The sequence below is a fragment of the Moraxella pluranimalium genome, assembly GCF_002014825.1.
GTDB lineage: Bacteria > Pseudomonadota > Gammaproteobacteria > Pseudomonadales > Moraxellaceae > Moraxella > Moraxella pluranimalium.
The window spans coordinates 106,814-131,131 of the sequence record NZ_MUYU01000012.1 but is presented as its reverse complement, the minus strand read 5'-3'; the positions used below and the strand labels follow the sequence as shown (position 1 = coordinate 131,131).

Annotated in this window: 25 protein-coding genes and 1 tRNA gene; 21 read left to right on the top strand and 5 right to left on the bottom strand. The window is 46.3% G+C overall.

The genetic code is table 11. The annotated features are described in order from the left end of the window. The first annotated feature begins 1 nt into the window (after position 1). Genes B0680_RS05460 through B0680_RS05420 form a run of 9 tightly spaced genes read left to right on the top strand, consistent with a single transcriptional unit; the run spans position 2 to position 9,865 of the window. Positions 2-406 (top strand): hypothetical protein, encoded by a 405-nt coding sequence (locus B0680_RS05460; protein WP_078254084.1) that lies wholly within the window; start codon positions 2-4, stop codon positions 404-406. Further along, entirely contained in the window at positions 403-1,068 is a 666-nt protein-coding gene (locus B0680_RS05455) for a phage minor tail protein L (protein ID WP_078254083.1), read from the top strand. The genes B0680_RS05460 and B0680_RS05455 overlap by 4 nt, the downstream gene beginning before the upstream one ends. 3 nt (positions 1,069-1,071) lie before the next feature. Beyond that, positions 1,072-1,863 carry a C40 family peptidase gene (locus B0680_RS05450; RefSeq protein WP_078254082.1) on the top strand — a complete coding sequence of 264 codons (792 nt, stop codon included), beginning with the start codon at positions 1,072-1,074 and terminating at the stop codon, positions 1,861-1,863. After that, entirely contained in the window at positions 1,850-2,494 is a 645-nt protein-coding gene (locus tag B0680_RS05445; protein WP_078254081.1) for a tail assembly protein, read from the top strand. The genes B0680_RS05450 and B0680_RS05445 overlap by 14 nt, the downstream gene beginning before the upstream one ends. A 4-nt stretch (positions 2,495-2,498) precedes the next feature. Further along, positions 2,499-7,922 (top strand): TipJ family phage tail tip protein, encoded by a 5,424-nt coding sequence (gene gpJ, locus B0680_RS05440; protein WP_078254080.1) that lies wholly within the window; start codon positions 2,499-2,501, stop codon positions 7,920-7,922. A 13-nt stretch (positions 7,923-7,935) separates the two neighbouring features. After that, positions 7,936-8,229, top strand: coding sequence for a hypothetical protein (locus B0680_RS05435; RefSeq protein WP_078254079.1), 294 nt, complete (start codon positions 7,936-7,938; stop codon positions 8,227-8,229). 1 nt (position 8,230) lies between these two features. After that, positions 8,231-8,926, top strand: coding sequence for a hypothetical protein (locus B0680_RS05430; protein ID WP_078254078.1), 696 nt, complete (start codon positions 8,231-8,233; stop codon positions 8,924-8,926). Positions 8,927-8,968: 42 nt separating this feature from the next. Continuing rightward, a complete protein-coding gene (locus B0680_RS05425) occupies positions 8,969-9,337 on the top strand; it encodes a hypothetical protein (RefSeq protein WP_078254077.1) in 369 nt (122 codons plus the stop codon). 9 nt (positions 9,338-9,346) lie between these two features. After that, a complete protein-coding gene (locus B0680_RS05420; protein WP_078254076.1) occupies positions 9,347-9,865 on the top strand; it encodes a TIGR02594 family protein in 519 nt (172 codons plus the stop codon). A gap of 224 nt (positions 9,866-10,089) precedes the next feature. On the opposite strand, the gene B0680_RS05415 is transcribed toward B0680_RS05420, so the two are convergent. From B0680_RS05415 to B0680_RS05405, 3 genes are read right to left on the bottom strand one after another with little or no spacing between them, the layout of a single operon-like run. Next, positions 10,090-10,275 (bottom strand): hypothetical protein, encoded by a 186-nt coding sequence (locus B0680_RS05415; protein ID WP_078254075.1) that lies wholly within the window; start codon positions 10,273-10,275, stop codon positions 10,090-10,092. Further along, positions 10,268-10,531 carry a hypothetical protein gene (locus tag B0680_RS05410; RefSeq protein WP_078254074.1) on the bottom strand — a complete coding sequence of 88 codons (264 nt, stop codon included), beginning with the start codon at positions 10,529-10,531 and terminating at the stop codon, positions 10,268-10,270. Before B0680_RS05410 ends, B0680_RS05415 begins: the two co-directional genes overlap by 8 nt. 59 nt (positions 10,532-10,590) lie before the next feature. After that, positions 10,591-10,926: a hypothetical protein gene (locus tag B0680_RS05405; protein WP_078254073.1), complete on the bottom strand. Its 336-nt coding sequence runs from the start codon at positions 10,924-10,926 to the stop codon at positions 10,591-10,593. A 427-nt stretch (positions 10,927-11,353) separates the two neighbouring features. On the opposite strand from B0680_RS05405, the gene B0680_RS05400 reads away from it, so the two are divergent. The 9 genes from B0680_RS05400 (at position 11,354) to pnp (ending at position 21,625) form a co-directional block, all read left to right on the top strand. After that, positions 11,354-11,430: transfer RNA gene (locus B0680_RS05400), tRNA-Met, on the top strand. Positions 11,431-11,616: 186 nt separating this feature from the next. Next, on the top strand, positions 11,617-12,114 hold the full coding sequence (gene rimP, locus B0680_RS05395) for a ribosome maturation factor RimP (protein ID WP_078254072.1): 498 nt from the start codon (positions 11,617-11,619) through the stop codon (positions 12,112-12,114). 59 nt (positions 12,115-12,173) lie between these two features. Next, positions 12,174-13,655 carry a transcription termination factor NusA gene (gene nusA / locus B0680_RS05390; protein WP_078254071.1) on the top strand — a complete coding sequence of 494 codons (1,482 nt, stop codon included), beginning with the start codon at positions 12,174-12,176 and terminating at the stop codon, positions 13,653-13,655. A gap of 189 nt (positions 13,656-13,844) precedes the next feature. After that, positions 13,845-16,595 carry a translation initiation factor IF-2 gene (infB, locus tag B0680_RS05385; protein ID WP_169835329.1) on the top strand — a complete coding sequence of 917 codons (2,751 nt, stop codon included), beginning with the start codon at positions 13,845-13,847 and terminating at the stop codon, positions 16,593-16,595. 145 nt (positions 16,596-16,740) lie between these two features. Next, positions 16,741-17,148 carry a ribosome-binding factor A gene (locus B0680_RS05380; RefSeq protein ID WP_078254069.1) on the top strand — a complete coding sequence of 136 codons (408 nt, stop codon included), beginning with the start codon at positions 16,741-16,743 and terminating at the stop codon, positions 17,146-17,148. Positions 17,149-17,151: 3 nt separating this feature from the next. Next, positions 17,152-18,072: a tRNA pseudouridine(55) synthase TruB gene (gene truB, locus B0680_RS05375; protein WP_078254068.1), complete on the top strand. Its 921-nt coding sequence runs from the start codon at positions 17,152-17,154 to the stop codon at positions 18,070-18,072. Positions 18,073-18,234: 162 nt separating this feature from the next. Beyond that, on the top strand, positions 18,235-18,885 hold the full coding sequence (locus B0680_RS05370; RefSeq protein WP_078254067.1) for an opacity family porin: 651 nt from the start codon (positions 18,235-18,237) through the stop codon (positions 18,883-18,885). Positions 18,886-19,068: 183 nt separating this feature from the next. After that, the gene (gene rpsO, locus B0680_RS05365) at positions 19,069-19,335 is read left to right on the top strand and encodes a 30S ribosomal protein S15 (RefSeq protein ID WP_078254066.1); all 267 of its coding nucleotides are present in this window, start codon (positions 19,069-19,071) and stop codon (positions 19,333-19,335) included. Between the two features lie 196 nt (positions 19,336-19,531). Then, positions 19,532-21,625 carry a polyribonucleotide nucleotidyltransferase gene (pnp, locus tag B0680_RS05360; protein WP_078254065.1) on the top strand — a complete coding sequence of 698 codons (2,094 nt, stop codon included), beginning with the start codon at positions 19,532-19,534 and terminating at the stop codon, positions 21,623-21,625. A 75-nt stretch (positions 21,626-21,700) separates the two neighbouring features. On the opposite strand, the gene B0680_RS05355 is transcribed toward pnp, so the two are convergent. After that, a complete protein-coding gene (locus B0680_RS05355) occupies positions 21,701-22,105 on the bottom strand; it encodes an Lrp/AsnC family transcriptional regulator (protein WP_158078300.1) in 405 nt (134 codons plus the stop codon). Positions 22,106-22,219: 114 nt separating this feature from the next. Here B0680_RS05355 and B0680_RS05350 point away from each other — a divergent pair, with 114 nt between their 5' ends. Further along, positions 22,220-22,711, top strand: a complete 492-nt coding sequence (locus tag B0680_RS05350; protein WP_078254063.1) for an isochorismatase family protein — start codon at positions 22,220-22,222, stop codon at positions 22,709-22,711. A gap of 81 nt (positions 22,712-22,792) precedes the next feature. Here the strand turns inward: B0680_RS05350 and rlmH are convergent, their stop codons facing one another. Beyond that, on the bottom strand, positions 22,793-23,275 hold the full coding sequence (gene rlmH / locus B0680_RS05345; RefSeq protein ID WP_078254161.1) for a 23S rRNA (pseudouridine(1915)-N(3))-methyltransferase RlmH: 483 nt from the start codon (positions 23,273-23,275) through the stop codon (positions 22,793-22,795). Between the two features lie 138 nt (positions 23,276-23,413). Here rlmH and B0680_RS05340 point away from each other — a divergent pair, with 138 nt between their 5' ends. Next, positions 23,414-23,884 (top strand): RDD family protein, encoded by a 471-nt coding sequence (locus tag B0680_RS05340; protein WP_078254062.1) that lies wholly within the window; start codon positions 23,414-23,416, stop codon positions 23,882-23,884. Further along, positions 23,884-24,294, top strand: coding sequence for a YraN family protein (locus B0680_RS05335; RefSeq protein ID WP_078254061.1), 411 nt, complete (start codon positions 23,884-23,886; stop codon positions 24,292-24,294). Before B0680_RS05340 ends, B0680_RS05335 begins: the two co-directional genes overlap by 1 nt. Positions 24,295-24,318 lie beyond the last annotated feature (24 nt).

The window sequence follows — 24,318 nt, the reverse complement described above, 5'->3', positions numbered from 1 at the left end:
TATGAATGATGTAGCAACCATCGAAACCGAAAGCGAAAGCGTACAAGTGCAATTGCTTAGCCGTGATGAAGCCAACCTAATCACAAACTTTATCAATAAAGTCGGAGAGTGGGTCGGCGTCTATGGTGAAAAAGCCAGTCATATCGAAATCGTCTATTACCCCGAAGACGACGGCTTTGAAATCACGAATAACGAAGAAAACAACGGCTTATTACGCCGTAACCGTGTCAGCGTGTTCCGCAGTGAGCTGATCGGCTGGGCGAATCAGCAAACCCAACAGCTCAAAGGCTGGGACAATGCACGCACCATCACCGCCTTTGCCGTCGTGTATCGCGATGGCGAGTACGGCGTATTGTGCAAAACTGCTGATGCAACACTCAAAACACAAGCTGAAGAAAGCGTATGACCTTTAATACCAAAGTCGAACAAAACACCGTACAGGGCTTTATCACCCTGTACGAGCTCGATGCCCGACGGCTGGGCGGTGAGATTTACCGCTTCCACGGGCACAATGACGGTGCGATTACTTGGCAAGGCAATGAGTATCAGCCTATCAGCATCAAAGCTGATGGGCTAGAGATGCGCTCGGATGGCAAAGCATCCAGCCCAACGCTTGTGATACATAACGATATCGGCGGTGTGTCGCAGGCGTTGCGTGTGCTGTGTCTGCGATTTGATGACTTTGCGGGCGCTAAGCTAAAAGTTATCCACACCCTAGCAGAATATCTAAACAGCACTGACGAGCAAAATTACAAAGTGCAACACTGGTACATCGAGCAAAAAACCGCTGAAACCAACGCCACGACGACATTTGAGCTATCAAATCCAGTCGATTTTGAAGGGCTTAAAATCCCTGTACGCCAAATCACCAATTATTGTCATTGGGCGGTGTGTGGGCGTTATCGCATGGAAGAATGTGGCTATCTGGGCACTGCTATGTTTAGCGTTGGCGGTAAGCCTACTGATGACCCATCACAAGATGCGTGCGGTGGTGCATTGCATGAGTGCCAAGCCCGTGACAATGTCGGTAGCTTCGGCGGTTTTCCTGCGTCGAGTCTAATTGGATAATTTATGAAATTAACAAAATCACTCAAAAACGCCATCACTGAGCACGCATGGGCAACTTATCCGCATGAGTGTTGTGGCTTGATTGTGCAAAACACTTTTGATGGCGAGCTTGATTATGTGCGTATGGACAATATCAGCCCTGACCCTGCGCATAGTTTTGAGATTGACCCTGCCGAATATGCCGAATTTGAGTTTAATTTTGGCATTACAGCCATCGTACACAGTCACCCCAATGGCAGTGCCGAGCCATCAGAGATTGACCGAGTGCAGATGGGGCTACATGGCGTGGATTGGGTGATTGTGGGCTTGGGCGTGCATAGCGATGGCGAAAAGTACTGCAACATCAAAAGCCACCGCCCCAAAGCCTATCAAGCACCCTTAATCGGTCGTGAGTACTATCACGGCACGCAGGATTGTTATAGCTTGGTGCGTGATTATTATAGCCGTGAGCTTGGCATTAGCCTACCTGACTTTGAGCGCATTGATAGCTGGTGGGAAGATGCCAATCATGAGCCATTGTATGAGCAAAACTTTGGCAAAGCAGGCTTTGAGCAGGTGCATGACTTACAAAAGCATGATGTTATCTTGTGCCGTGTTGGACGTACGCATCATGTCAATCATGCCTTGATTTATTTGGGTGATGGCAAATTGACCAGCGAAAACGCCCCAAAAGTCATCGGTAATAACTTGGTACTGCATCACCCACATGGACGGCTTAGTGTGCGTGAGATATACGGTGAGAGTTGGCAAAAACGCACAGCAATGATAGTGAGATACAAGCATGAAAACGATTGAATTACATGGGATTTTACGCAAAAAGTTTGGGCGATTTTTTAAGCTGGATGTACAAAGTGCATCTGAAGCTTGCCATGCCATCGGCTGTCAAATCCCTGCGTTTCGGCAATTTTTGGCAGAGAGCGAAAAACTGGGTTATCGCTTTGCTGTCTTTAATGGCAAAAAGCGTAACGCACGCACCAACATCAGCGAAAATCAGCTAGACGATACCACGACGGCAAGCCATATCCACATCGTGCCCCGTGCGATTGGCTCGGGCGGTAAGACGATGGCATGGCTACAAATCATCGCAGGCGTTGTACTGATTGGCGTGGGTATGGCGTCAGGCATGAACGTTGCTTTGATTGCGGCGGGTGCGGGTATGCTGATGGGCGGTGTGGCAAGCTTACTGATGCCAACGCCAACAGTGGACAATCAAAACGATGACGGCAACAGGCCAAACAAAGGCTTTGGCGGTGCTGTCACGACGGTCGCACAAGGCAATCCCGTGCCAATCCTGTACGGCGAGCGTGATGTTGGTGGCTTTATCGTCAGTGCAGGCATCAGCGTAGATGACGAGCAAATCGCAGGGACAACGCCCGTCAAAACACTCAAATTGCTAGGCAAAGAGTTTACAGTACCAATGGGGTAATACTATGATTTACGGTGCTAAAAAAGGTCAAAATCAGCAACAAAAACCAAAAATCGCCAAAGATGATTTGGTATCGACAAGTTATTTTAGGGGCTTGTATGGCTTGGCAGAAGGTGAAATTGCAGGCTTAGCCGATGGCGGTAAGTCAATCCGCTTGGACGGCACACCGATTGTCAATGACAACGGACAAGCTAACTTTGACGGCGTGACATGGGATTTTCGCACAGGCACGCTTGACCAAGAGCATATCGCAGGCTTTTCGGCGGTCGAAAATGAGCGTAATGTCGGTGTTGAGCTACGCCATGATAAGCCCTATGTGCAAGCCATCAATAACACAAGCCTATCAGCGGTACGCCTACGCCTAAATTTTAACGCCCTACGAGAGCAAAAAGACAACGGCGATATTACAGGCTATGCCATCAGCTATGCCATCGATGTACAAACCGATGGCGGTGCATTTAATCAAGTGCTGTCAAATACCGTGCGTGGCAAGGCATCACAGGGCTTTAAAAAATCGCACCGCATTGAGTTGCCAAAGGCATCAAAAAACTGGACAATCCGTGTGCGTCGCATCACGCCCAATCGTGACAGTGATTTGATTGCTGATACAGTCAGCATTGATGCCATCACTGAGATTATCGATGCCAAGCTACGCTATCCAGCCACGGCACTACTTGGCTTGACTTATGATGCGACCACCTTTAGCAACATTGCCAAGATTGCCGTGCGTCTAAAAGGTAAGCTAATCAAAGTGCCTACTAACTATGACCCTGTTGCACGCACTTATACAGGGCTATGGGATGGTACTTTTAAGCTTGCTTATAGCAACAACCCTGCATGGGTGCTGTACGACATCTGCACGCATAAGCGTTATGGGCTTGGTGAGCGATTGTCAAATATGGTCGATAAATGGCGTTTGTATCAGATTGGGCAATACTGTGATGAGCCTGTCGATGATGGCAAAGGCGGCAGGGAGCCACGCTTTGCCATCAATGTCTATATCCAAAAAGATGACGATGCTTATAAAGTCATCCAAAACATTGCAAGCGTATTTCGTGGCTTGTCGTACTGGGATGGCACGCAGGTCATCGTCGATAGCGACACGCCAAAAGACCCTGTTTATACCTTTAGCCCTGCTAATATCGTCGGCGGTGAGTTGAGTTATACAGGTACACGCCAACGAGACCGCCACACTGTTGTCAAGGCGGCGTGGGATAATCCCGACAACGATTATAAGACTGAGTACGAGCTCATCCGAGATGAGCAAGGTATCGCCAAATACGGCATCCGTATGCTTGACATCTCGGTCTTTGGCTGTACCAGCCAAGCCCAAGCACAGCGTGCAGGACTATGGGCACTCAAATCTGAGCAGCTAGAGACACGTACCGTCAGCTTTAAAACAGGCTTGCAAGGCTTTATCCCACAAGTCGGGCAAATCATTAATATCGCTGACAATGTCTTTGCAGGGCGTGCCATCAGTGGTCGTGTCGTCAGTCACAACGCCCAAACTGTCACGCTTGACCGTACGGCTGGTAAAGTTGGCGATAGCATTGTGATTGGCAAAGAGACGGCTAAAATCACTCGTGTGGACGGTCAAGTCATCACCACCGATAAGGCACTCACCATCAATGATGATGCGGTGTGGGCGGTGATTAGCGATGATTTAAAATTGATGCAATTTCGCATCTTGACCATTGCCCAAAACGACGATGTGACATTTAGCATCACAGCGCTACAATACGAGCGCCAAAAATATGATGCCATCGACTACGGTGCGCAGATTGCCCCTGCGCCAATCACAGCACTGACAGCAACACCAGTGACCGCACCGTCAAGCGTTACTATCAGCCAGTCTGTACGCACGCACCAAAATCAGTCTGTCACAACCATGACGATTAACTGGACACAGGTGCAAGGGGCGGTCGCTTACCGTGTCCGTTGGCGTAAAGACGATGGTAACTGGCAGACTATCGCCAAAATCAGCGGTCAGTCGGTGGATATTGATGGTGTGTATAGCGGCAATTATATCGCCGAAGTGCAAGCGATTGACGCATTCGACAACGAGAGCCTAGCCACGACTAGCCAACTTACGCAAATCACAGGTAAAGTCGGCAAACCGCCACGCCCTGCACGCATTACCGCCACAGGCAAGCTATTTGGCATGGAGTTGGCTTGGTCATTTAATGCAGGCAGTGATGACACGGCTTACACCGAAATCCAAGTATCACCTGACAGCCGTAGCAATATCGCCACGCTTGGCACATTTGCCTACCCAACGGACAAACATACAGTCAATGGCTTACAAGGCAACTTACGCCAATTTTACCGTGCCCGTATCGTCGATAAGCTCGGCAATGTGTCGGACTGGACGGATTGGACAAGTGGCACGACCGAAGCACAAGCTGATAAAGTGCTTGAGCTTTTGACAGGTCAAATCACAGCAAGTCAGTTACATCAAGATTTAAGCACGCCAATTGGCAAGATTGGCGGTATTGAGAGCTCGTTACAACAAGCCATCTCAAGCACGGCAAGCAATCTTGATACGCTCAATCGCTCAATCAGTGATGCTAACAGCCGTATCACACAAGCCCAAAGCGAGCTTGACAGTGCAGTGTCTGAGATTGGCACAAACAAAGTCAATATCGCAAATGCTATCCGTGATATTAGTGCTTTGCAGTCTGCTGACAGCCAAATCAATACACAGATTAACGGCTTGCAGTCTAATTACAACAGCTTATCAGCGTCAATCAGTGCGATTAATACAACAATCGCACGAGACAAAGAGAGCTTGACACAGCAGATTAATCAAGCGCAAGCAACCGCTGATAACACCGCATCACAGCTATCAAGCGTACAGCAAGCATTGGCATCTGAGACACAAGCACGCACAACAGCGATTGATGCACTGAGTGCTCGTCTTAGCAACAGCGGTAATCTTGTTGGCAATGTCACGCGGGGGCAATTTTGGTATGTGCAGACTAACGCACCTGCTAATCACAATCAGTACAGCTTGACTGATTTTATCGCTATCAAGCCCAACACTAACTATGTGATACAAGCGACAAATGGCACATTGCGTTATTTGCATATTGCGTATTTTAATGCGACCCGTCAGCTGATTACTAGCCAAGTCGCAGTTGGTGCTACAGCACAAAGTCATTATCAGCTTAAGCACGCTACAGCAAGCTTTATCAGATTTAGTTGGCAACACACGATGACCGATGGTGTCGTGATGACACAATCAGATGCGTTTGCAAGCATTGATAGCGTGCGTGATGCGATGACGACTGCTGACAGTGCATTATCACGGCGTATCGATACGCTCGATGCAAGCTACAAGCAAGCTGATACCGCACTCAATAGCAGTATCACCGCCGAGCAACAAGCACGCACAACAGCGGATAATGCTTTGTCTCAGCGTATCACTGCACTTGATACAGCGTATAAGTCAGCAGATACACAAACTAATGCCAAGATTGCAACGCTTGAGCAGTCACTCACTGACAAAGACAGTGCCATGTCTCGTCGTGTCGATACACTGCAAGCAAGCTACAATACGCTTAATAGCACCAAAGCAAGTGTGGCAAGCTTGACGGCAGAGCAAAAAGCCCGTGCCGATGGCGATACTGCTTTGTCTAGCCGTATTGACAGCTTGACAAGTGATTACAACAGCAACAAAGCCAGTGTGGCAAGTCAGCTTAAGACTTTGAGTGACAAAGACACAGCAACAGCAAGGCAAATCACAAGCTTGCAAGCTAATGTAACCACCGCTCAAAACACGGCTAACACTGCAAGTGGCAAGGCAGACACGGCAACAACCAAAGCTGACAACGCACAAGCAACAGCTAATAATGCGCTGAGTCGTGCCAACACCGCAAACAGCGCTATCACCACAGAGCAGACGGCTCGTGCTGATGGCGATACTGCATTGGGTCAGCGAATCAGTGCGATTGATACCGCTTATAAACAAGCCGACACTGCTACAAATGCCAAGCTTGCACAGGCAGAAAAAACAATCAGCGACAATAACACGGCTCTATCACAGCGAATCAGTGCGTTAGATAGTGCTTATAAAAAGTCCGATACCGACATCACAGCACGGTTGGCACGAGAAGAAACCACCCGAGCCAGTGGTGACAATGCCAACGCCCAAGCCATTTCAAATCTGCGAAGTACAGTTAATGGCATTAACGGACGAGTTGGCACGAGTGAAAGTAAAATTGCCACCCTTGAACGCACAACAAGCGACACAAATCAAGCATTAGCAACAGCTCAAAGCCAGCTGAATGCACGGCTTGATAACTTAAAAATCGGTGGCAGAAACTTGATTTTAGGCAGTCAAGTATCACGCACCGCACACGGCACAACCGCCCTTAATGTGAGCCAAAACATTGACTTTGGCAATGTTACCCACCTTGTTTTGTCCTGCGATGTGCGATTTGCCAATGCACAAAGAGCCACCACACAGGGGGCAAAATGGTTTCGGATTGGGGCAGAAATCCGCTGTGTGTGGACGGACGGCACAAGCAACTGGTATGGGGCTTGGCAGTCCAATGTGGCAAATGGCACGAGTTTTGACGGGCGAGTGGAATACAAAATCGCCACACCAACAGGCAAGACGCTCCGAGCGATTGACGGCGTAAAAATCCAAATCTGGGACATTGCTGGCGAGAATATGCTGGTTAAAAACCCAAAATTGGAGTTGGGTACAATCGCCACCGACTGGACACCTGCTCCCGAAGATGTCAACGTGGATTTGTCACCATATGCCACGAACGCCAGTCTTAATGAGTTTAAGCGCGCTGAAGCACAGGCAAATAATGCGTTGTCTCAGCGTATTGACAGCTTAAATACTAGCCTTGGCACCAAAGCCAATGCTGCTGCTCTAAATGATTTAAGTACAAAAGTAAATCAAGTGGACGGCAAAATCGCGGCAGAAGCAAAAAAAATCAGCACCTTGCAGACGACGGTCAATGGGCAAACTGCATCGATACAGCAGCATAGCCAAAGCATCAATGGCTTGTCCGCCCAGTGGACGCTCAAAGCTGAGAGCAATGGCATTGTCTCTGGTATTGGCTTGGCAAGCTCAAATGGCGTGTCGGATTTTGCGGTGCGTGCTAATAAGTTTTATGTGGCATCACCAACTGGCACGACAAAAACACCCTTGTTTAGTGTGCTGACAACACCGACGACCGTGGGTGGCGTATCAGTACCTGCAGGGGTGTATTTGAGTAGTGCGTATATCCAAAATGGCTCAATCGATATTGCCAAAATCAACAAAGCAAGCATCCAAAGCTTGTCGGCGTTGTCGGCGAATATCGGGCATTTTAAATCTGCCGAAACAGGCAAGCGGTTAGAAATCAAAGATGGTGTTTTATTAGTGTATGATGAGAATAATCGTTTAAGGGTGAGATTAGGATTATGGTAGGAGTAATAAATTTATGTCGGTTGGCTTAGAAATTTATGATGAAAATGGCATTAAGATATTTGATGCAAATTCTCGCTTAACACGCATTGTTGGACAGGTTAAAGGCACAATGTCTGCAAAGGCATCTGGTGAGGTGGTAATACCCCAAGAATACCTGTATAACAACAAAGTTTTTTTTATTATGGCAGAATCGGCGGTCAATGATGATGATTTTGCCATAGCCATGACACAAGCAACAATCATAGTGGGTAATGACCGCATTTCTTACAAAAATATCCCCTGTGATTTTATTTATGGAGTGTATTAAGATGAATGTAGGTTTACAAATTTTAACCAATACTGATAATTTGGTCATTGACTCACATTATCACAATCTTGGATTGTTTCAAAAGATTAAAAAAAGCGATATGCAAAACTTGGGGGCAACTAATTATAATCGCCCTGAATATGGCGAGCGATTAAGTAGTAGAAATTGGCGTACCTTTCCTACAGAACCCATGGTGCGTTATCGTTATGAAATACCCGCTCACATCGCTTTTCCTGTGGTTGCTATGGATGCGTTTAGTGGGTTTAATTTTTGTGGCGGTGTATTTACAAGTAGGAACAATAAATATTTAGAAATATACACGAACAACCCTAATGACTTTAATGTATATATTTATTCCACACAAATCAATAACCAATCAAAAGTAGGTTTGGAAGTTTATAACGAAAAAGGCGAAACGGTCTTTGATAGCGAACATGGCTATTTAAAAATGCTTGACAGAATAGACCCAAATAAGCGTTGTGGTGTGGTGTTACTAGGTGCAATCGTAGCGGAAGTAAGCATTGTTTATTTGCACGGCTATCAACATTATCTAAGAGCATTTAGAATTGAAAATAATGTTTTAAAGCCTATACGTGTTTTTCATTTGATTTTTAAATCAAAAAGACGGAGCGATCAACACATCGGAGCGATACAATATGATAATACACCTTATATCATAGATGTTTCCCATCATTAGTATATTAGCTCCGCAAGGGAGCTTTTTTATTGGAGATTGATTATGCCAAATAATTTAGCGGATTTACCGTTTTTCGTCAAAGTCTTTGCCGTCATCATCGGTGCGGTCTTTGCGATGACATTAACGGGCGATATTGACAGAGATGGCAAGCTAAAGCTGAGCTTTGGTGTGCTGATTAAGATTGCATTTAGTGCAACTTTTGGCTTTATGGCAGGTGGTTGGCTGATTGAATACATGGGATGGCAAAGTTGGGGGTATACATCGCACGGCTTTGTGATGATGCTGTGTAGCGTCTTTGGCATGACGCTTGTCGGCATCTTGTATCAATCGGTCTTACTGTCATTGACAGATAAAAAGCTGAGCGAGATTATCGCAGAGATTAAATTGACATTTAAGTCTATTTTTAAGTAAGGTGAAAATATGAATGAATTAAACTGGATTAAGATTGCCCGTCAATGCATTGGACAAAAAGAAATCAAAGGTGCAAAGCATAATCCATTGATTGTTGAAATGTGGCGTGTGGCAAGTGAACAGCTTGGTCGCAATCCCGCATTTAAAGACGATGAAACGCCGTGGTGCGGTGGTTTTGTCGGCTATGTGATGGGTAAAGCAGGGCTGGGTAAGCACGTGCCAAGTCTTTACCCGTCTGCACGCTCATGGGCGAATGTGGGTACTAAACTATCTAAACCTGCTTATGGTTGCGTGGTTGTCTTTAGTCGTAACGGCGGTGGTCATGTCGGCTTTGTAGTGGGTAAGGACAAATTCGGCAACTTGATGGTACTCGGTGGGAATCAATCCGATGCAGTCAACATCAAGCCGTTTAGTCGCTCTCGTGTGCTTGCTTATCGTTGGTGTGGCACTCAAGCATTACCTGCTGAGCACCGATACAATCTACCTGTATTGCGTAGTGATGGCAAAGTTAGCACCAATGAGGCTTGACAATCACCCTAAGCAATGGCAAAATACAGTCGTTGCTTAGGCAATATCGCTCTTAGAGCGTGTGTCGAAACTATGATACCATTATAATCGTCCTTCGGGGCGTGTGTCGAAACCATAATGCTATCTTAATCGCTCTTTTGAGCGTGCGTTGAAACTATGATGCTATTTTAATCGCCTTTCGGGGCGTGTGTTGAAACTAAGAATGGTGCATTTAAAAAACCGCCTTAATTGGCGGTTTTGTTTTTTTGCCACAACAGCAAAGCCTCTTTGATGACGGCTTTAAGTTGCTTTTTGGCTTTGGCATCATCCAACAATTGGGATAATGTCAGCTCGTCTGCATCAGCTAAATACAAGTCGAATGTGTACTGCTTAGCTTGCTTGCTTGCCTTGTATTTTGCCTGTTTAATCATCTTTATACTCCCCAAAAATCAATTGCTTGGCTGAGTTTTTGATTGCTGGCTCCAGTCTAAATATCATGTCGGTCAACTCATCAAGGGCGTGCCGATAAGCAAGCTCGTCATCGTGTGACCAAGCATAATCCAGCTTGTCCTTAATCTCTTGTAACTTGGCTCGTCTGCCATCAGCCCACTCACTAATAATCTCAAGCTTGGTCTCTCTATCTAGGCGATATGCCAGTCTTTGCGTTACAGTGCGTCTTTTTGCCATATCATCACTCCAAAAAAATACCTTGGCGAACCAAGGTATTGTAGCTTAATTGTCGATACTTAATCTAGTGCAGATTGTAATAGCTCAAACTCTTGATTAACAATATCTTCAAGGTCGCAAGCGGTGATTTGGCTTAACAAATCAAATAGCTCATCACTGCTGTGTGTCTCAAGATATTCGGCTTGCAAATTATTACTTGCTTGTTGCTTGGCGATAACATCTACCCACCAATCATAATCATCTTGAGAGATATACCAATCATCACCACCGCGCTCAAATTCACGGTCAAATGCACCTGTGTTGCCAATGTAGTCTGCTACATAGTTTACACCAGTTTTATTGTCGATTAGGCTTAGTGTCTCAACTTGATTGGTCTCTTTGATAATAACTTGCATTTTCGAGCTCCTGTATTAGTAGCTAAGGTTTTAATCAATAACCCCGTTCGGGGCTAATCAAGTGCGTTATTGCTCTTGATGGTGTTATTATATGGTAACTTAGGTTACTTGTCAAGCGCTGAATGAAAAAAAGATCTAATTTTTTTTATGCGTGAGACAGCTTGCCAAGATGCCAGCGATATGCAATAATAACAGCGATTAACAGCAAGCAAGGTGCGAAGGCACAAAATAATAACAGTACGGATAACAGTATTTAATTATTTTGTGATGATATTTGGCAGATAAAGCATTGTAAAAACAATGATTTATAAAATTATGTCAAGTCCCTCCGATCGCACCAAAATTTCCTACTGATGAAGTAGGTAAAATTTTTAAAATAATGCTTGACATTGGTAAATTTTACCGTATAATAAGCAGTCTAAATTGATGCGGGGTGGAGCAGTCTGGTAGCTCGTCGGGCTCATAACCCGAAGGTCGTTGGTTCAAATCCAGCCCCCGCTACCACTTTTTAAAATCCTAAATTTCTCTTTTTGATGAATTTAGGTAGTTTATGACTACAGATGTAGCTTAAGCTGTCGGCTGGTATAAAGATTGCCCACCAACGAGATGTTTTGTGGGTTTTTTTGTATTTATCGTTTGCCAAACTTGCACAAAGATCGTGTATTTTATTTAGGAAGCACAATTTAAATCATGAAACCATCAAGCAAAATTGCTGAATTGACTGAGTTGATCGCCCCTGCGGTTGCCGCTTGCGGTGTGGATTTGTGGGGCATTGAGTTTATGCCACAAGGACGCAAGTCGCTGTTGCGTATTTATATTGAAACCCTGCCAGAAGCCCGTGCTAATGGCGAGCACGTGACCATCGAAGATTGCTCAGCGGTGAACCACCAAGTCTCAGGTGTCCTAGATGTCCATGACCCAATTGCTGGCGAATATGTACTGGAAGTCTCAAGCCCAGGCTTTGACCGTCCGCTATTTAGCCGTGAGCAGGTCGCTGAATATGTCGGCGAGATTGTCAACCTACGCTTAATTCATGCCATCGGCACTGGCGACACCAAGCGTCGTAAAGTCGTTGGCCGTTTGGTCGAAGTCGGCACGGACACGATGAAGGTAGTTACCGAAGATAAGCTTGAGTTTGATGTGGCATTTGACAGCGTCGACAAAGCACACTTAGTCTATGAAGACTAAACCGATTTAACCAATTTTATTAAGTTATTATTCATTAACCCAACCCAAAGGATCTGCAGATGAGTCGTGAAATTTTGACCGTAGTCGAGACCGTCAGTAACGAAAAAGGGCTAAATCCTGAAGATATTTTTGAAGCGATTGAGCAAGCGTTGGTCGTTTCTACCAAGAAAAAAGTCTATACCGAACAGCCGGAAGTGGCGATTCGTGTGCATATCGACCGCAAAACTGGCGATTATGATACTTTCCGCTACTGGACAGTGGTCGCAGATGAAGATCATGAGATGCCAGCTTGCCAGCTTGCAATCAGCGACTTGGACGAAAACGAATACAAAATCGGCGATATCGTCGAAGAACAAATCGAATCGATTGAATTTGGTCGTATTGCAGCCACCCAAGCTAAGCAAGTCATTATCCAAAAGATTCGTGAAGCTGAGCGTGCGTTGGTGGCGGATGCTTTTGAATCCCGCCTAGGCGAGATGGTGACTGGCGAAGTCAAAAAACAAAGCCGTGATGCGTATATCATCGATTTGGGTGATAATGCCGAAGGTTATTTGGCAAAAGATCAGACTTTGCCACGCGAAAACCTACGCCCAAAAAGCCGTGTGACTGCGATTTTGGCACAGGTCAATCGTGATGGCAGAAGCCCGCAGCTTGTACTATCTCGTACCAACAATGAGATGCTCATTGCGTTGATGCAAAAAGAAGTCCCTGAAATCAGCGAACAAATCATCGAGATTCGTGATGTGGCTCGCTTGCCAGGTTTGCGTGCCAAGATTTCGGTGAAGACCAATGATCATCGCATCGACCCTGTGGGTGCGTGTATCGGTATGCGTGGCACTCGTATTCAAGCGGTGCAACAAGAGCTTGACGGCGAGCGTATCGATGTCGTGGTATGGAATGAAGATCCGGCCCAATACATCATCAGTGCACTAGAGCCTGCCGATGTGAGCGGTCTTGTGCTTGACGAAGATACCAAGACAGCCGAAGTGATTTTTGCGACCAATGATCAGTTGGCTCGTGCAATCGGTTCACAAGGTCAAAATGTACGTTTGGCATCTGAATTGACTGGCTATAAGCTGAACATGATTCTAGAATCAGAATATAACGAACGCCAAGCATCTGAAAGCCAAGCGGTGATTGAGATGTTCTATGAGCGTTTGGAAGTTGATCGTGATTTGGCAGAAGTGCTGGCTGAAGTTGGCTTTAGCGATATCGAAACAGTGGCTTATGCACCTGTCGAAGAATTTTATGAAATCGACGGTTTGGATGATGAGACCATTGCTGCGATCCAAGCTCGTGCCAAAGAAGTCATCATCTCAGATGAATTGGCAAAACAACAAAACATCAAAGAGCCAAGTGCTGAACTGCTTGCCCTAGAAGATATGACCCCTGCAATCGCCTACAAGCTTGCTGAGCGTGATATCATCACTCTAGATGACTTGGCAGAACAAGCGGTGTTTGATATCGAAGATATCGAAGGCTTGGATGCTGATAGCGCAGGTAAGCTAATCATGCAGGCTCGCCAATCGTGGTTTGCCTAACCATGCGTGCCACAGGCGTTGGTGCATGATGATGAATACTGTCATGATCATGCACGCATTGAACTAATTTTGCCAAGCCGAAAAAGCGGTTTGGCAGCAAATTTAATAGTGGATAATCTTGATAAGTATCGATGACACAGATTAGTGATACTTATCAATCCACTTGCCAAACCAATAATTTTAGGTGATATAATGGCGAAAACAGTCAAAGAACTAGCCCAACTTTCTAATACCAATGTTGAGACCATTCTCAAGCAATTAAGCGATGCAGGCCTACCTGCTCGTGGTGAAGCTGATAGCGTCAGTGAAGCTGAACAAGAAAAACTGGTGGCATTTTTAAAACAAAGCCACGGCGAAAAACCAAAATCTCGCATCAGTCTAAAATCAAAAACCACTTCTACCGCTCAAGTGACGGGTACATCAGGCAAAGCCAAGACAGTCAATGTCGTGCGTACCAAAAAAGTCGTGTACGAAAAACCAGACCCTGCCAAAATCGAAGCTGAAATCGCCGCTCAAGCAAAAGCTGCCGAAGAAGCTCGCCTAAAAGAAGCGGAAGCCAAGCAAGCGGCTGAGCGTAGCAAAAAAGAAGCTGCCGAACGCCAAGCGGCGACACTTGCTGCCATGCGAGCGAGCAGTGCACCAAGCGAAAAAACTGACAGCTCAAGCAGTGTCGTGGTCAAAAAAGCCAAAAAAGACGACGCTGTAGAAGCAAAAGCAGACAGCAAATCAGACAACAAAGCTGACAAGAAAAAATCAGCCAAACCTGTCAAGCAGGAATCTGCCGAAGACAAGGCGGCTCGTGAGGCTCGTGAAGCAGAGGCAGAGCGCCTACGCCAAATGGAAGCCGAAACCCGCCGTAAAGCTGCCGAAGAAGCCCAAAAACGCACGCTTGAGCAGATGAAACAAATGGCATCTCGTTATAGCGACAGCGAAGAGTCAACCAGTGCGACCATCGTACGCACCAAAGATGATGCACCGCTGGCAGATGGCTTGGTGGGTGCAGCGCTTGAAGAGTCGTTCGAAAAAGAACGCCGTGAAATCAAGCGTGGCACAGCAGGTACAACCGGCAAAGGTGCGAAAAAAGGCCGTAAAGGTCAGCAAGAAGAGCGTGAAATCAAGACTCGCTCAAAAGGCCTGAAATCATCACAAGCCAACAAGCATAAGTTTGAAATGCCTGTCGAAAAAATCGTCCACAATGTCGAAGTGGGTGAGAGCATCGTACTGTCTGATTTGGCACAAAAAATGGCGGTCAAAGTGCGTGAAGTTATCAAAGCCCTGATGAAAATGGGTGAGATGGTGCGTGAATCTGACACCATCGATCAGATGACGGCAGCACTTGTGATCGAAGAATTTGGTCATAACTTTATCCCTGTTAGCGATACACAACTTGAAGATGATCTACAAGTGGCAGTCGATGAAAAATCAGGCAATATCCAAACTCGTCCACCAGTTGTCACCATCATGGGTCATGTTGACCATGGTAAGACATCGCTACTTGATAAGATTCGTGCGACCAAAGTGGCATCAGGCGAGGCAGGTGGCATCACTCAGCACATCGGTGCATATCATGTGACTACCGATCGTGGCGTGATTACTTTCCTTGACACTCCAGGCCACGCCGCCTTTACAGCGATGCGCTCTCGTGGTGCACAGGCGACGGATATCGTTGTGCTTGTGGTTGCTGCCGATGATGGCATGATGCCACAAACCGAAGAAGCGATCGACCACGCTCGTGCAGCAGGTACGCCACTGATTGTCGCCATTAACAAAATGGACAAAGATACTGCCGATCCTGATCGTGTCATCAATGAGCTATCGATCAAAGAAGTCATCCCTGAAGAGTGGGGCGGTGATACCCCAATGGTCAAAGTCTCTGCCAAATCAGGTATGGGCATCGATGAACTACTTGAAGTCATCAGCATCCAAGCAGAATTGATGGAGCTAGAAGCCCCTGTCGATGGTGCTGCTCAGGGCGTGGTGATTGAGTCTCGCTTGGATAAAGGTCGTGGCGCAGTTGCAAGTCTATTGGTCAAAAAAGGTACACTAAACCAAGGCGATCTGGTCTTGGCGGGTGAATACTATGGTAAAGTGCGTGCGATGACCGATGAGAATGGTCAGCGTATCAAATCAGCTGGCCCGTCGATTCCTGTTGAGATTCTAGGCTTGCCAGAAGCACCTGCGGCAGGTAGTGAGTTCTTGGTCGTCTCAGATGAGAAAAAAGCCCGTGAAGTGGCGGATTTCCGTGCGGCTCGTGAGCGTGATCGCATCCTTGAACGCCAAAACAAAATGCGCCTAGATACGCTATTTGATAGCATGGGTAGTGCTGAAGTTGCCACCTTGAACATCATCCTAAAGACCGATGTGCGTGGTTCACTCGAAGCACTGCTTGGTGCGCTTGATGAGCTATCGACTGATGAAGTCAAAGTGCGTGTCATCAGCTCAGGCGTCGGTGCGATTACCGAGTCTGATGTCATCTTGGCAGAATCATCGGAAGCGGTACTGCTCGGCTTTAATGTCCGTGCTGACAATCAAGGCAAGAAAAAAGCCGATGCAGCTGGCTTAGACATCCGTTACTACAGCGTCATCTATGGTCTTATCGATGATGTCAAAGCGGCGATGAGCGGTATGCTTGCGCCTGAACATCGTGAGCAAATCTTGGGTATTGCTGAAGTCCGTGAAGTCTTCCGCTCAAGTAAATTTGGTGCAGCAGCAGGCTGTATGGTACAAGAAGGTACTATCCATCGCAACAAGCCAATCCGCGTCTTGCGTGATGATAAGGTCATCTTCACGGGTCAATTGCAGTCATTGCGTCGCTACAAAGACGATGTCAATGAAGTCAAAGCCGGTATGGAATGTGGTCTTGCGGTCAAAGGCTATGAAGTCGCTGTGGGCGATAAAATCGAAGTCTTTGAAATCCACGAAATCAAACGCGAGCTATAATCGCCGAACCCTTGCCAAAACCCTGTCGCATGATGGGGTTTTGTCGCCATAGCGATACGAAATTTGTTATACTAACAGGCATACAAGACAGCCCTTTATCCAAGTTGTCTTTGCTGGAAAATTCATTATTATTGGAAAAAATTCAATGAGCCAACGCTTACAACGACTTGCTGATCAGATTCAGCGCACCCTTGCTACCTTGATCCGTGATGAGATTAACGATCCGCGCTTGACGGGATTTGTGACCATCTCAAGTGTCAAGGTCAGCCCTGATTTGGGCTATGCCGATGTGTATGTGACCATTCTTGAGCCGCACAATGACACAGGCATGAATATCGATAGCCACCGTGAGAGTGTCGCCATCTTGAACCGTGCGTCGGGATTTTTGCGCACCGAATTATCACACACGATGAAAACTCGCACCACGCCACGCCTAAGATTTCATTATGATGAAGTGACAGCGCATGGCAATCACATGATGGATTTGGTCAATCAAGCGATGAAAAAGACGCACGAAAGCGAAAAACATTATGACGATGAGACGGCAGAGTGAGCGATGACCAAAACCGTCATTTCAGGCATTTTGCTACTGGATAAATCACAAGGCATCAGCTCGCATTCAGCATTGGCAAAAGCCAAATTCTTGTACAAATCCGACAGCCAAGATTCCAAAAAAGCAGGGCATACAGGCACGCTTGACCCGATGGCGACGGGGCTGCTGCCTTTGGTGTTTGGCGAAGCGACCAAATTTGCCCAATATGGGCTTGATGCGGATAAAGGCTACACGGCGATCATTCAACTAGGTGTGGCGACTGACTCGGGTGATGCTGATGGGCAAATGATTGATACCAAAGCTGTGCCAAGCTTTGACCAGGCGATGCTTGATGCCATTGCAGATAATATGACTGGGGTGCAAAGCCAAATCCCGCCGATGTATTCAGCACTCAAAAAAGACGGCAAAAAGCTTTATGAATATGCCCGAGATGGCATTGAGATTGAGCGTGCGCCACGAGCCATCACCATTCATATACTTCGCCTAACCAAAATCAGTGATGATACTATTGAGCTTGATGTCACTTGCTCAAAAGGCACTTATGTGCGTGTGCTGGGTGAAGACATCGCCAAACAGCTTGGCACAGTTGGGCATCTGACACGACTACATCGCACGATGACGGGTGGTTTTGGTATTGATGATGCCATCACCACCGATATGCTCGAAACACTGCCGATGAGTGAGCGACTTGGCAGGCTACTACCGATCGATGCCATGCTGATACATCTGCCGACTTTGGCGGTGAGCGATGATGAAGCATCACGGCTAAAGCTTGGTCAACGGCTGAATGTCAAAGACCGAGTGGCGGCATTGCCTGTATTTGATGAGAGTTGCTTGGTGCGTCTGTATCATCAGGCGGATTTTATTGGACTTGGTGAAGTGGCGGTGACAGGTAGGCTGCAGCCGAAGAAGCTTGTGGCTTGATACAAAGAATAATGCCTGATTTTACGCTTGCCAAAAAAATGAACCATGCCCCAAAAGTTAAACAGCTTTTGGGGTTTTGTGTATAAAAAATTCCATAATCGGCTTGCGGTTTTGTGCTTTTGAATGTACAATGAAACAAATCTGTAACAATTGGAGAAAGTGATGAAATTACGTCTAGTGACAGCATTGGTTGCGCTGATTGCAGGTGGTGCTCAGGCATCTGAATATGACTATGACTACGAATACACAAACCCGTGGACGACCCAATTTGACCTAGGTTACTCAGAGCTGACTTTTAGCCGTGGTGATTTTGAGCGTACCGAAGACGGCGTGGGTGCAAAAGTTCTGTTTAGTAAAGAATTGCCAAGTAACTTTCGTTATGGCTTTGATTATAGCTACTTTGGCGATTTGACGAACGTTGAGAGATATCAGGCGTACAACACTTTTTATCGTCGTAATGTTGATGTCCGTGATGAATTTAATTTGGCGGTACACTCTGTCGGCGTCAATGTATTTTACGACTTCAAAAACCAAAGCAAGCTTACCCCATATGTTGGTGTGCGTGGCGGTGTCAATCTGTTGAAATATGATGAAGAGCGTTGTGTCACCGTCTGGTCTGGCAATTCGGGTTGTACGGAACTATATTCGGATTCTGAAACTAAGGCGGGTGTTGGTGGTGTGCTTGGTGTTGCCTATCGCACAAGCCCGACCATGCAATGGACGGTCAGCGGTGAATATAACTACATCGGCAAAATTGAAGAGATTAAAGTGGATCAATACGGCATCAATCTTGGCGCACGTATGAGCTTCTAATTCATTGCCAAATCGCTTAAAACCCATCACACGCTGATGGGTTTTTGCCAAAAATAACAAAATCAGCTGACATCAGCTTAAAAATCTGTTATAATCTGCGTTTAAGTGCCAATTAGGCTTAGGCAGGCTTTAGCAATGCAATGCTTGCCCGAATCTCACCGCATTGCTTATTAGGAAATTGTTATGCTAACGAATCAAGATCGTATCGACATTATTGCTAAATACAAGCGTGGCGAAAATGACACTGGTAGCCCAGAAGTGCAAGTTGCACTACTAACTGCTCGTATCAACGACCTACAAGACCACTTCAAAACTCACAAAGCTGACCATCACAGCCGTCGTGGTCTAATCCGTATGGTTAACCAACGCCGTAAGCTACTTGACTACCTAAAAGGTAAAGACCTTAACCGTTACACCGACCTAATCGGTTCACTAGGTCTGCGTCGTTAATTCGCCCGATGGCGACAGGTAAGTCCTGTTTACGATAATAAAAACGGCGTGCTTTTTGCGTGCCGTTTTTTCGTTAATTTTCAGCAAAATTTGGCAAGTATTTAGAACTCTAAGGCATGGCACAAGTTGGCTTTCCAATCGGTGTAATGGCTTAGGGCTTTAGATATTGCCAAAGTTCATTAATTAGGAAAAGTTTATGTTTAATACCATTCGTCAAGAATTCCAATATGGCAACCAGCAAGTTGTCCTAGAAACTGGCCGTATCGCACGCCAAGCCAATTCAGTGCTTGTGCATATGGGCGGCGTGTCTGTACTGGTTGCTGTGGTGGTTCGCCCAGAAGCTGTCGCTGGTCAAAATTTCTTCCCATTGACTGTCAATTATCAAGAAAAAATGTACGCATCGGGCAAAATCCCGGGTGGTTATGGCAAGCGTGAAGGCCGTGCTAGCGAGTTTGAGACGCTGACATCTCGTCTGATTGACCGTCCAATCCGCCCGCTATTCCCAGAAGGCTACTACAACGAAATCCAAATTACTGCTACCACGATTTCATCTGACAAGACCCAAGATGCTGACATCGCAGCGATGATTGGTGCATCAGCAGCATTGGCGATCTCACCTGCGCCATTTAATGGCCCAATCGGTGCGGCTCGTGTTGGCTTTATCAATGGTGAATATGTTCTAAACCCAAACCTTGCTCAGATGAAGCAAAGCGATCTTGACCTAGTTGTCGCAGGCACCAAATCAGCCGTGTTGATGGTTGAGTCTGAAGCGCGTGAACTGTCAGAAGATCAAATGCTGGGCGCAGTGCTATACGGTCATGCACAGCAACAAATCGTGATTGACAACATCAATGCCTTTGCCGCTGCTGTTGGTAATGCTAAGCAAGAATTTGTTGCCCCTGCGATCAACGAAGAATTAAACAATGCACTAAAAGCAGGCTTTACTGACAAAGTGAGCGAAGCTTATACCATCACTGTTAAGCAAGATCGCTATGCTCGCCTAGATGAAATCAAAAACGAAGCCATCGAAGCATTGGCAGGCGATGCTGAGAGCGAAGGCTATGCTGAGCGTGTCGATGAAATCAAAGCGCTATTCGAAGAGCTTAAATACCGCACCGTGCGTGATAACATCCTATCAGGCAAGCCACGCATCGACGGCCGTGACCTAGAGACAGTGCGTGCACTGGATATCCAAGTGGGTGTATTGCCATATACACACGGCTCTGCGCTATTCACTCGTGGCGAGACCCAAGCTTTGGTTGTGACCACACTAGGTACAAGCCGTGATGTGAACTTGGTAGATACTTTGGCAGGCACTAAGCAAGACCACTTCATGCTACACTACAACTTCCCGCACTTCTCAGTGGGTGAGACAGGCCGTGAAGGTGCGCCAAAACGCCGTGAGATCGGTCATGGTCGCCTAGCTCGCCGTGGTGTCCAAGCCATGCTACCAGCTGCTGACCGCTTCCCATATACCATCCGTGTGGTATCAGAAATCACCGAGTCAAACGGCTCATCATCGATGGCATCTGTGTGCGGTGCATCACTGTCATTGATGGATGCGGGTGTACCGCTAAAAGCCCCTGTGGCAGGTATTGCAATGGGCTTGGTCAAAGAAGGCGAGCGTTTTGCGGTACTATCAGACATCCTAGGCGACGAAGACCATCTGGGCGATATGGACTTTAAAGTGGCGGGTACGACCGAAGGTATCACAGCGCTACAGATGGACATCAAAATCGAAGGTATCACCGCTGACATCATGGAACAAGCGCTTAAGCAAGCACACGCTGGCCGTATCCATATCCTAAAAGCGATGAATGAAGTCATCTCATCTAGCCGTACCGAAATCAATGCGCACGCACCAAACTATGCGACCATCAACATTAACCCAGAAAAAATCCGTGATGTGATTGGTAAAGGCGGCGCAACCATCCGTCAGCTGACCGAAGATACTGGTGCAACCATCGACATCGAAGACAACGGCACTATCCGTATCTTTGGTATGGATAAGGCATCAACTCGTGCCGCCATCGCCCAAATCGAAGCCATTACTGCTGAAGTTGAAATTGGTGCAACCTATGAAGGTACTGTGGCTCGCATCGTTGATTTTGGTGCATTTGTCACCATCCTACCGGGTACTGACGGTCTGGTGCACATCAGCCAAATCTCTGATGAGCGTGTCGAGAATGTCGCTGACTACCTAAAAGAAGGTCAAGTGGTCAAAGTCCAAGTCCAAGACATCGACAATCGTGGTCGCATCAAGCTAACCATGAAAGGCATTGAGCAATAAGCCATTGCTAATTAACCAAAACCGCCTTATCGTTGTGATAAAGCGGTTTTTTTTGTTGGGTGATGAAGTGTGTCTTTAAAGTATTCGTCGCACACTGCTTGAGAGTCGGTACGAACCATGCTGCAATAGTTCGGTCAAAAATTCATCAAGTACTGCATTGTCGTCTGTTGCATACACAATCAAATAACAGCCATCGCCACTGGTTTTATCAACGCTTTCAATATTTGGATGCTGACCAAGCCATGATTCAAAGTGGGCAAAGCGAGTATGTTGCATGATGACGGTGATAAAATGGCGAGTACGAGACTCTTTGATGCTAAAGCCAGTAATAATACCCTGCGCTTGCAGTTGGCGTACACGCTCAGCCACTGCTTGACCACTCAGATGTACACGCCTACCAAGATTTTGCCAACTGATGCGCCCATTGTTTCTTAACTCACGCAAAATTGCTTGATTCATCCGATCTTGCAATAATTTCATTTTCTCTGCCATATCGATTTTTTCTTTCAATTTACAATGTCATCATCTTACTAAATTTTGTAAGATAGCACTAGGGTGAAATTGCCCAAGAATGTATTTTAATGGGAGAAATATATGAAAAAAGCACTAATTGTAATTGATGTTCAAAATGATTATTTTGCCAATGGCGCATTTGAGCAAGCTAATGCTGAAACTGTGTGCGCTAATATTGTGGCACAAATTCGCACTGCAAAAGCTGATGGCGATTTGGTGGTATTGGTGCAGCATATCTTTGATGATGTCAATGCGCCATTATTCGCTAAAGACTCTCAGGGTGCACAATTGCACCAAGATATTTTGGCAGTAGCCAGCGATTGTCCTGTTGTGATTAAGGCGCACGCCAATTCATTTTTAAATACGACGCTTGAGAGTGTATTGGCTGAATTTGCAATTACCCATTTGCAACTTTGTGGGATGATGACCCAAAATTGCGTCACGCATACTGCGATTGCTAAAGAAGCTGAAAAATATACAGTCTCTGTACTTGGTGATGCATGTGCCGCACCAACGCAGATGGTTCATCAGATTGCTTTGGCTGCGTTGGCAGATCGGGTGGCTGTGATTTGATAAACAAAACCGCTTTATCGTCGTGATAAAGCGGTTTTTTGCTTGCTGATTATTTAAATAGGCTTTATCCAAACAGATAAATCAGCCGCCTCGATGATAAGGGTGGTTATTGATAATACTCATCGCACGGTATAGCTGTTCCATCAAAATCACCCGCACGAGCGGATGTGGTAGGGTCAAATCAGACATCGACCACTTAAAATCCGCCGCTTGTAGCACATCATCAGCGACACCGTCAGCACCGCCGATGACCAGTGCAATATCCGCACCATCTTGCATGGCGATGGATAATTTGTCGGCAAGCTTTTCGGTAGAGAGCATCTTGCCTTTGACTTCAAGTAGCCATAAGAGCTCTTTGGGCTGTTTGGCGTTTAAAATCGTCGCCGCTTCCACAGCTTTATATTTATCAATCTCGGCAGGCGATGGGTTTTTGCTGCGCTTGGCAGGCGGTAATTCAACAAGTTCAACGCTCATCATCGGCTGAATCCGCTTAAAATACTCTTCAAAACCTGTCTGCACCCAGTTTGGCATCTTATGCCCGACACTTAAAATTCGTAATTTCATCATCAATTTCCCAAAAATTTGCCAACAGTTTACCCAATTTTCCCCAAAAATTCACCGAAAAAATCGATAATTGATGGCGAAAATAACAAAACTTTGTTATGCTACAATTATTTCTTATCATCATATAGTTTATATCGCATGACTGCTACGAACACCGCCTTACATGACCCTAGATTGGATGACTCTGAATTTGAATATGCAGGGTTTTGGGAGCGGTTTTTGGCGACGCTGATGGATGGTTTGCTGTCCTTGATTGTGTTTGCACCGTTGATATATTGGGAATATGTGCAGATGGGGCAGTACAGCATCGATGAGATGCCGTGGATGACCGTGCCTGAAGCAATCAGTACGGTGCTTGGTGCGGTGGTGGTGATTGCTTTTTGGGTCAAAAAAGGCGCAACACCGGGCAAAATGCTGTTTGGGCTACAGGTGCGTGATGCCAAGACGGGCAAAATGGTGAGTATCGGTCAGGGTCTGCTTCGATATATCGGCTATTATGCATCGGCGATTGTGTTTTGTCTTGGTTATATTTGGGCGGGATTTGATAAGCACAAACAAGGCTGGCATGATAAGATTGCCAGCACTGTGGTGGTCAAGCGTATTCGCTGATGACCCAGTCTGCCAAGATTGCCAAAACTGCCAAACGCAGGCAGGGCGATGCCTTTGAGAGTCAAGCGGTGGCGATGCTACTGGGTGAGGGTTATCAGATTGTGGCGACCAATTATGTCGCACCCAAACTTGGCGAGATTGATATCATTGCCACTTGCCAAGTGCTTGAGCGTAGCGTGCTTGTGCCATGCGTGGTATTTGTCGAAGTGCGTAGTCGCCGAGCGTCCGATTATGGGACGGCGATTGATAGTATCACACCTGCCAAGCAAGCCAAGATTTATCGCACGGCTGAGCAGTTTTTGGCGACGCATGATACTTATGCCAAGATGGCAACCCGCTTTGATGTGATTGTTTTTGATATCAATCAAGATGGCACAGTATCGCAAGATTGGCTGATATCAGCGTTTTGATTGATTAGATTTTTTAAATTTAAA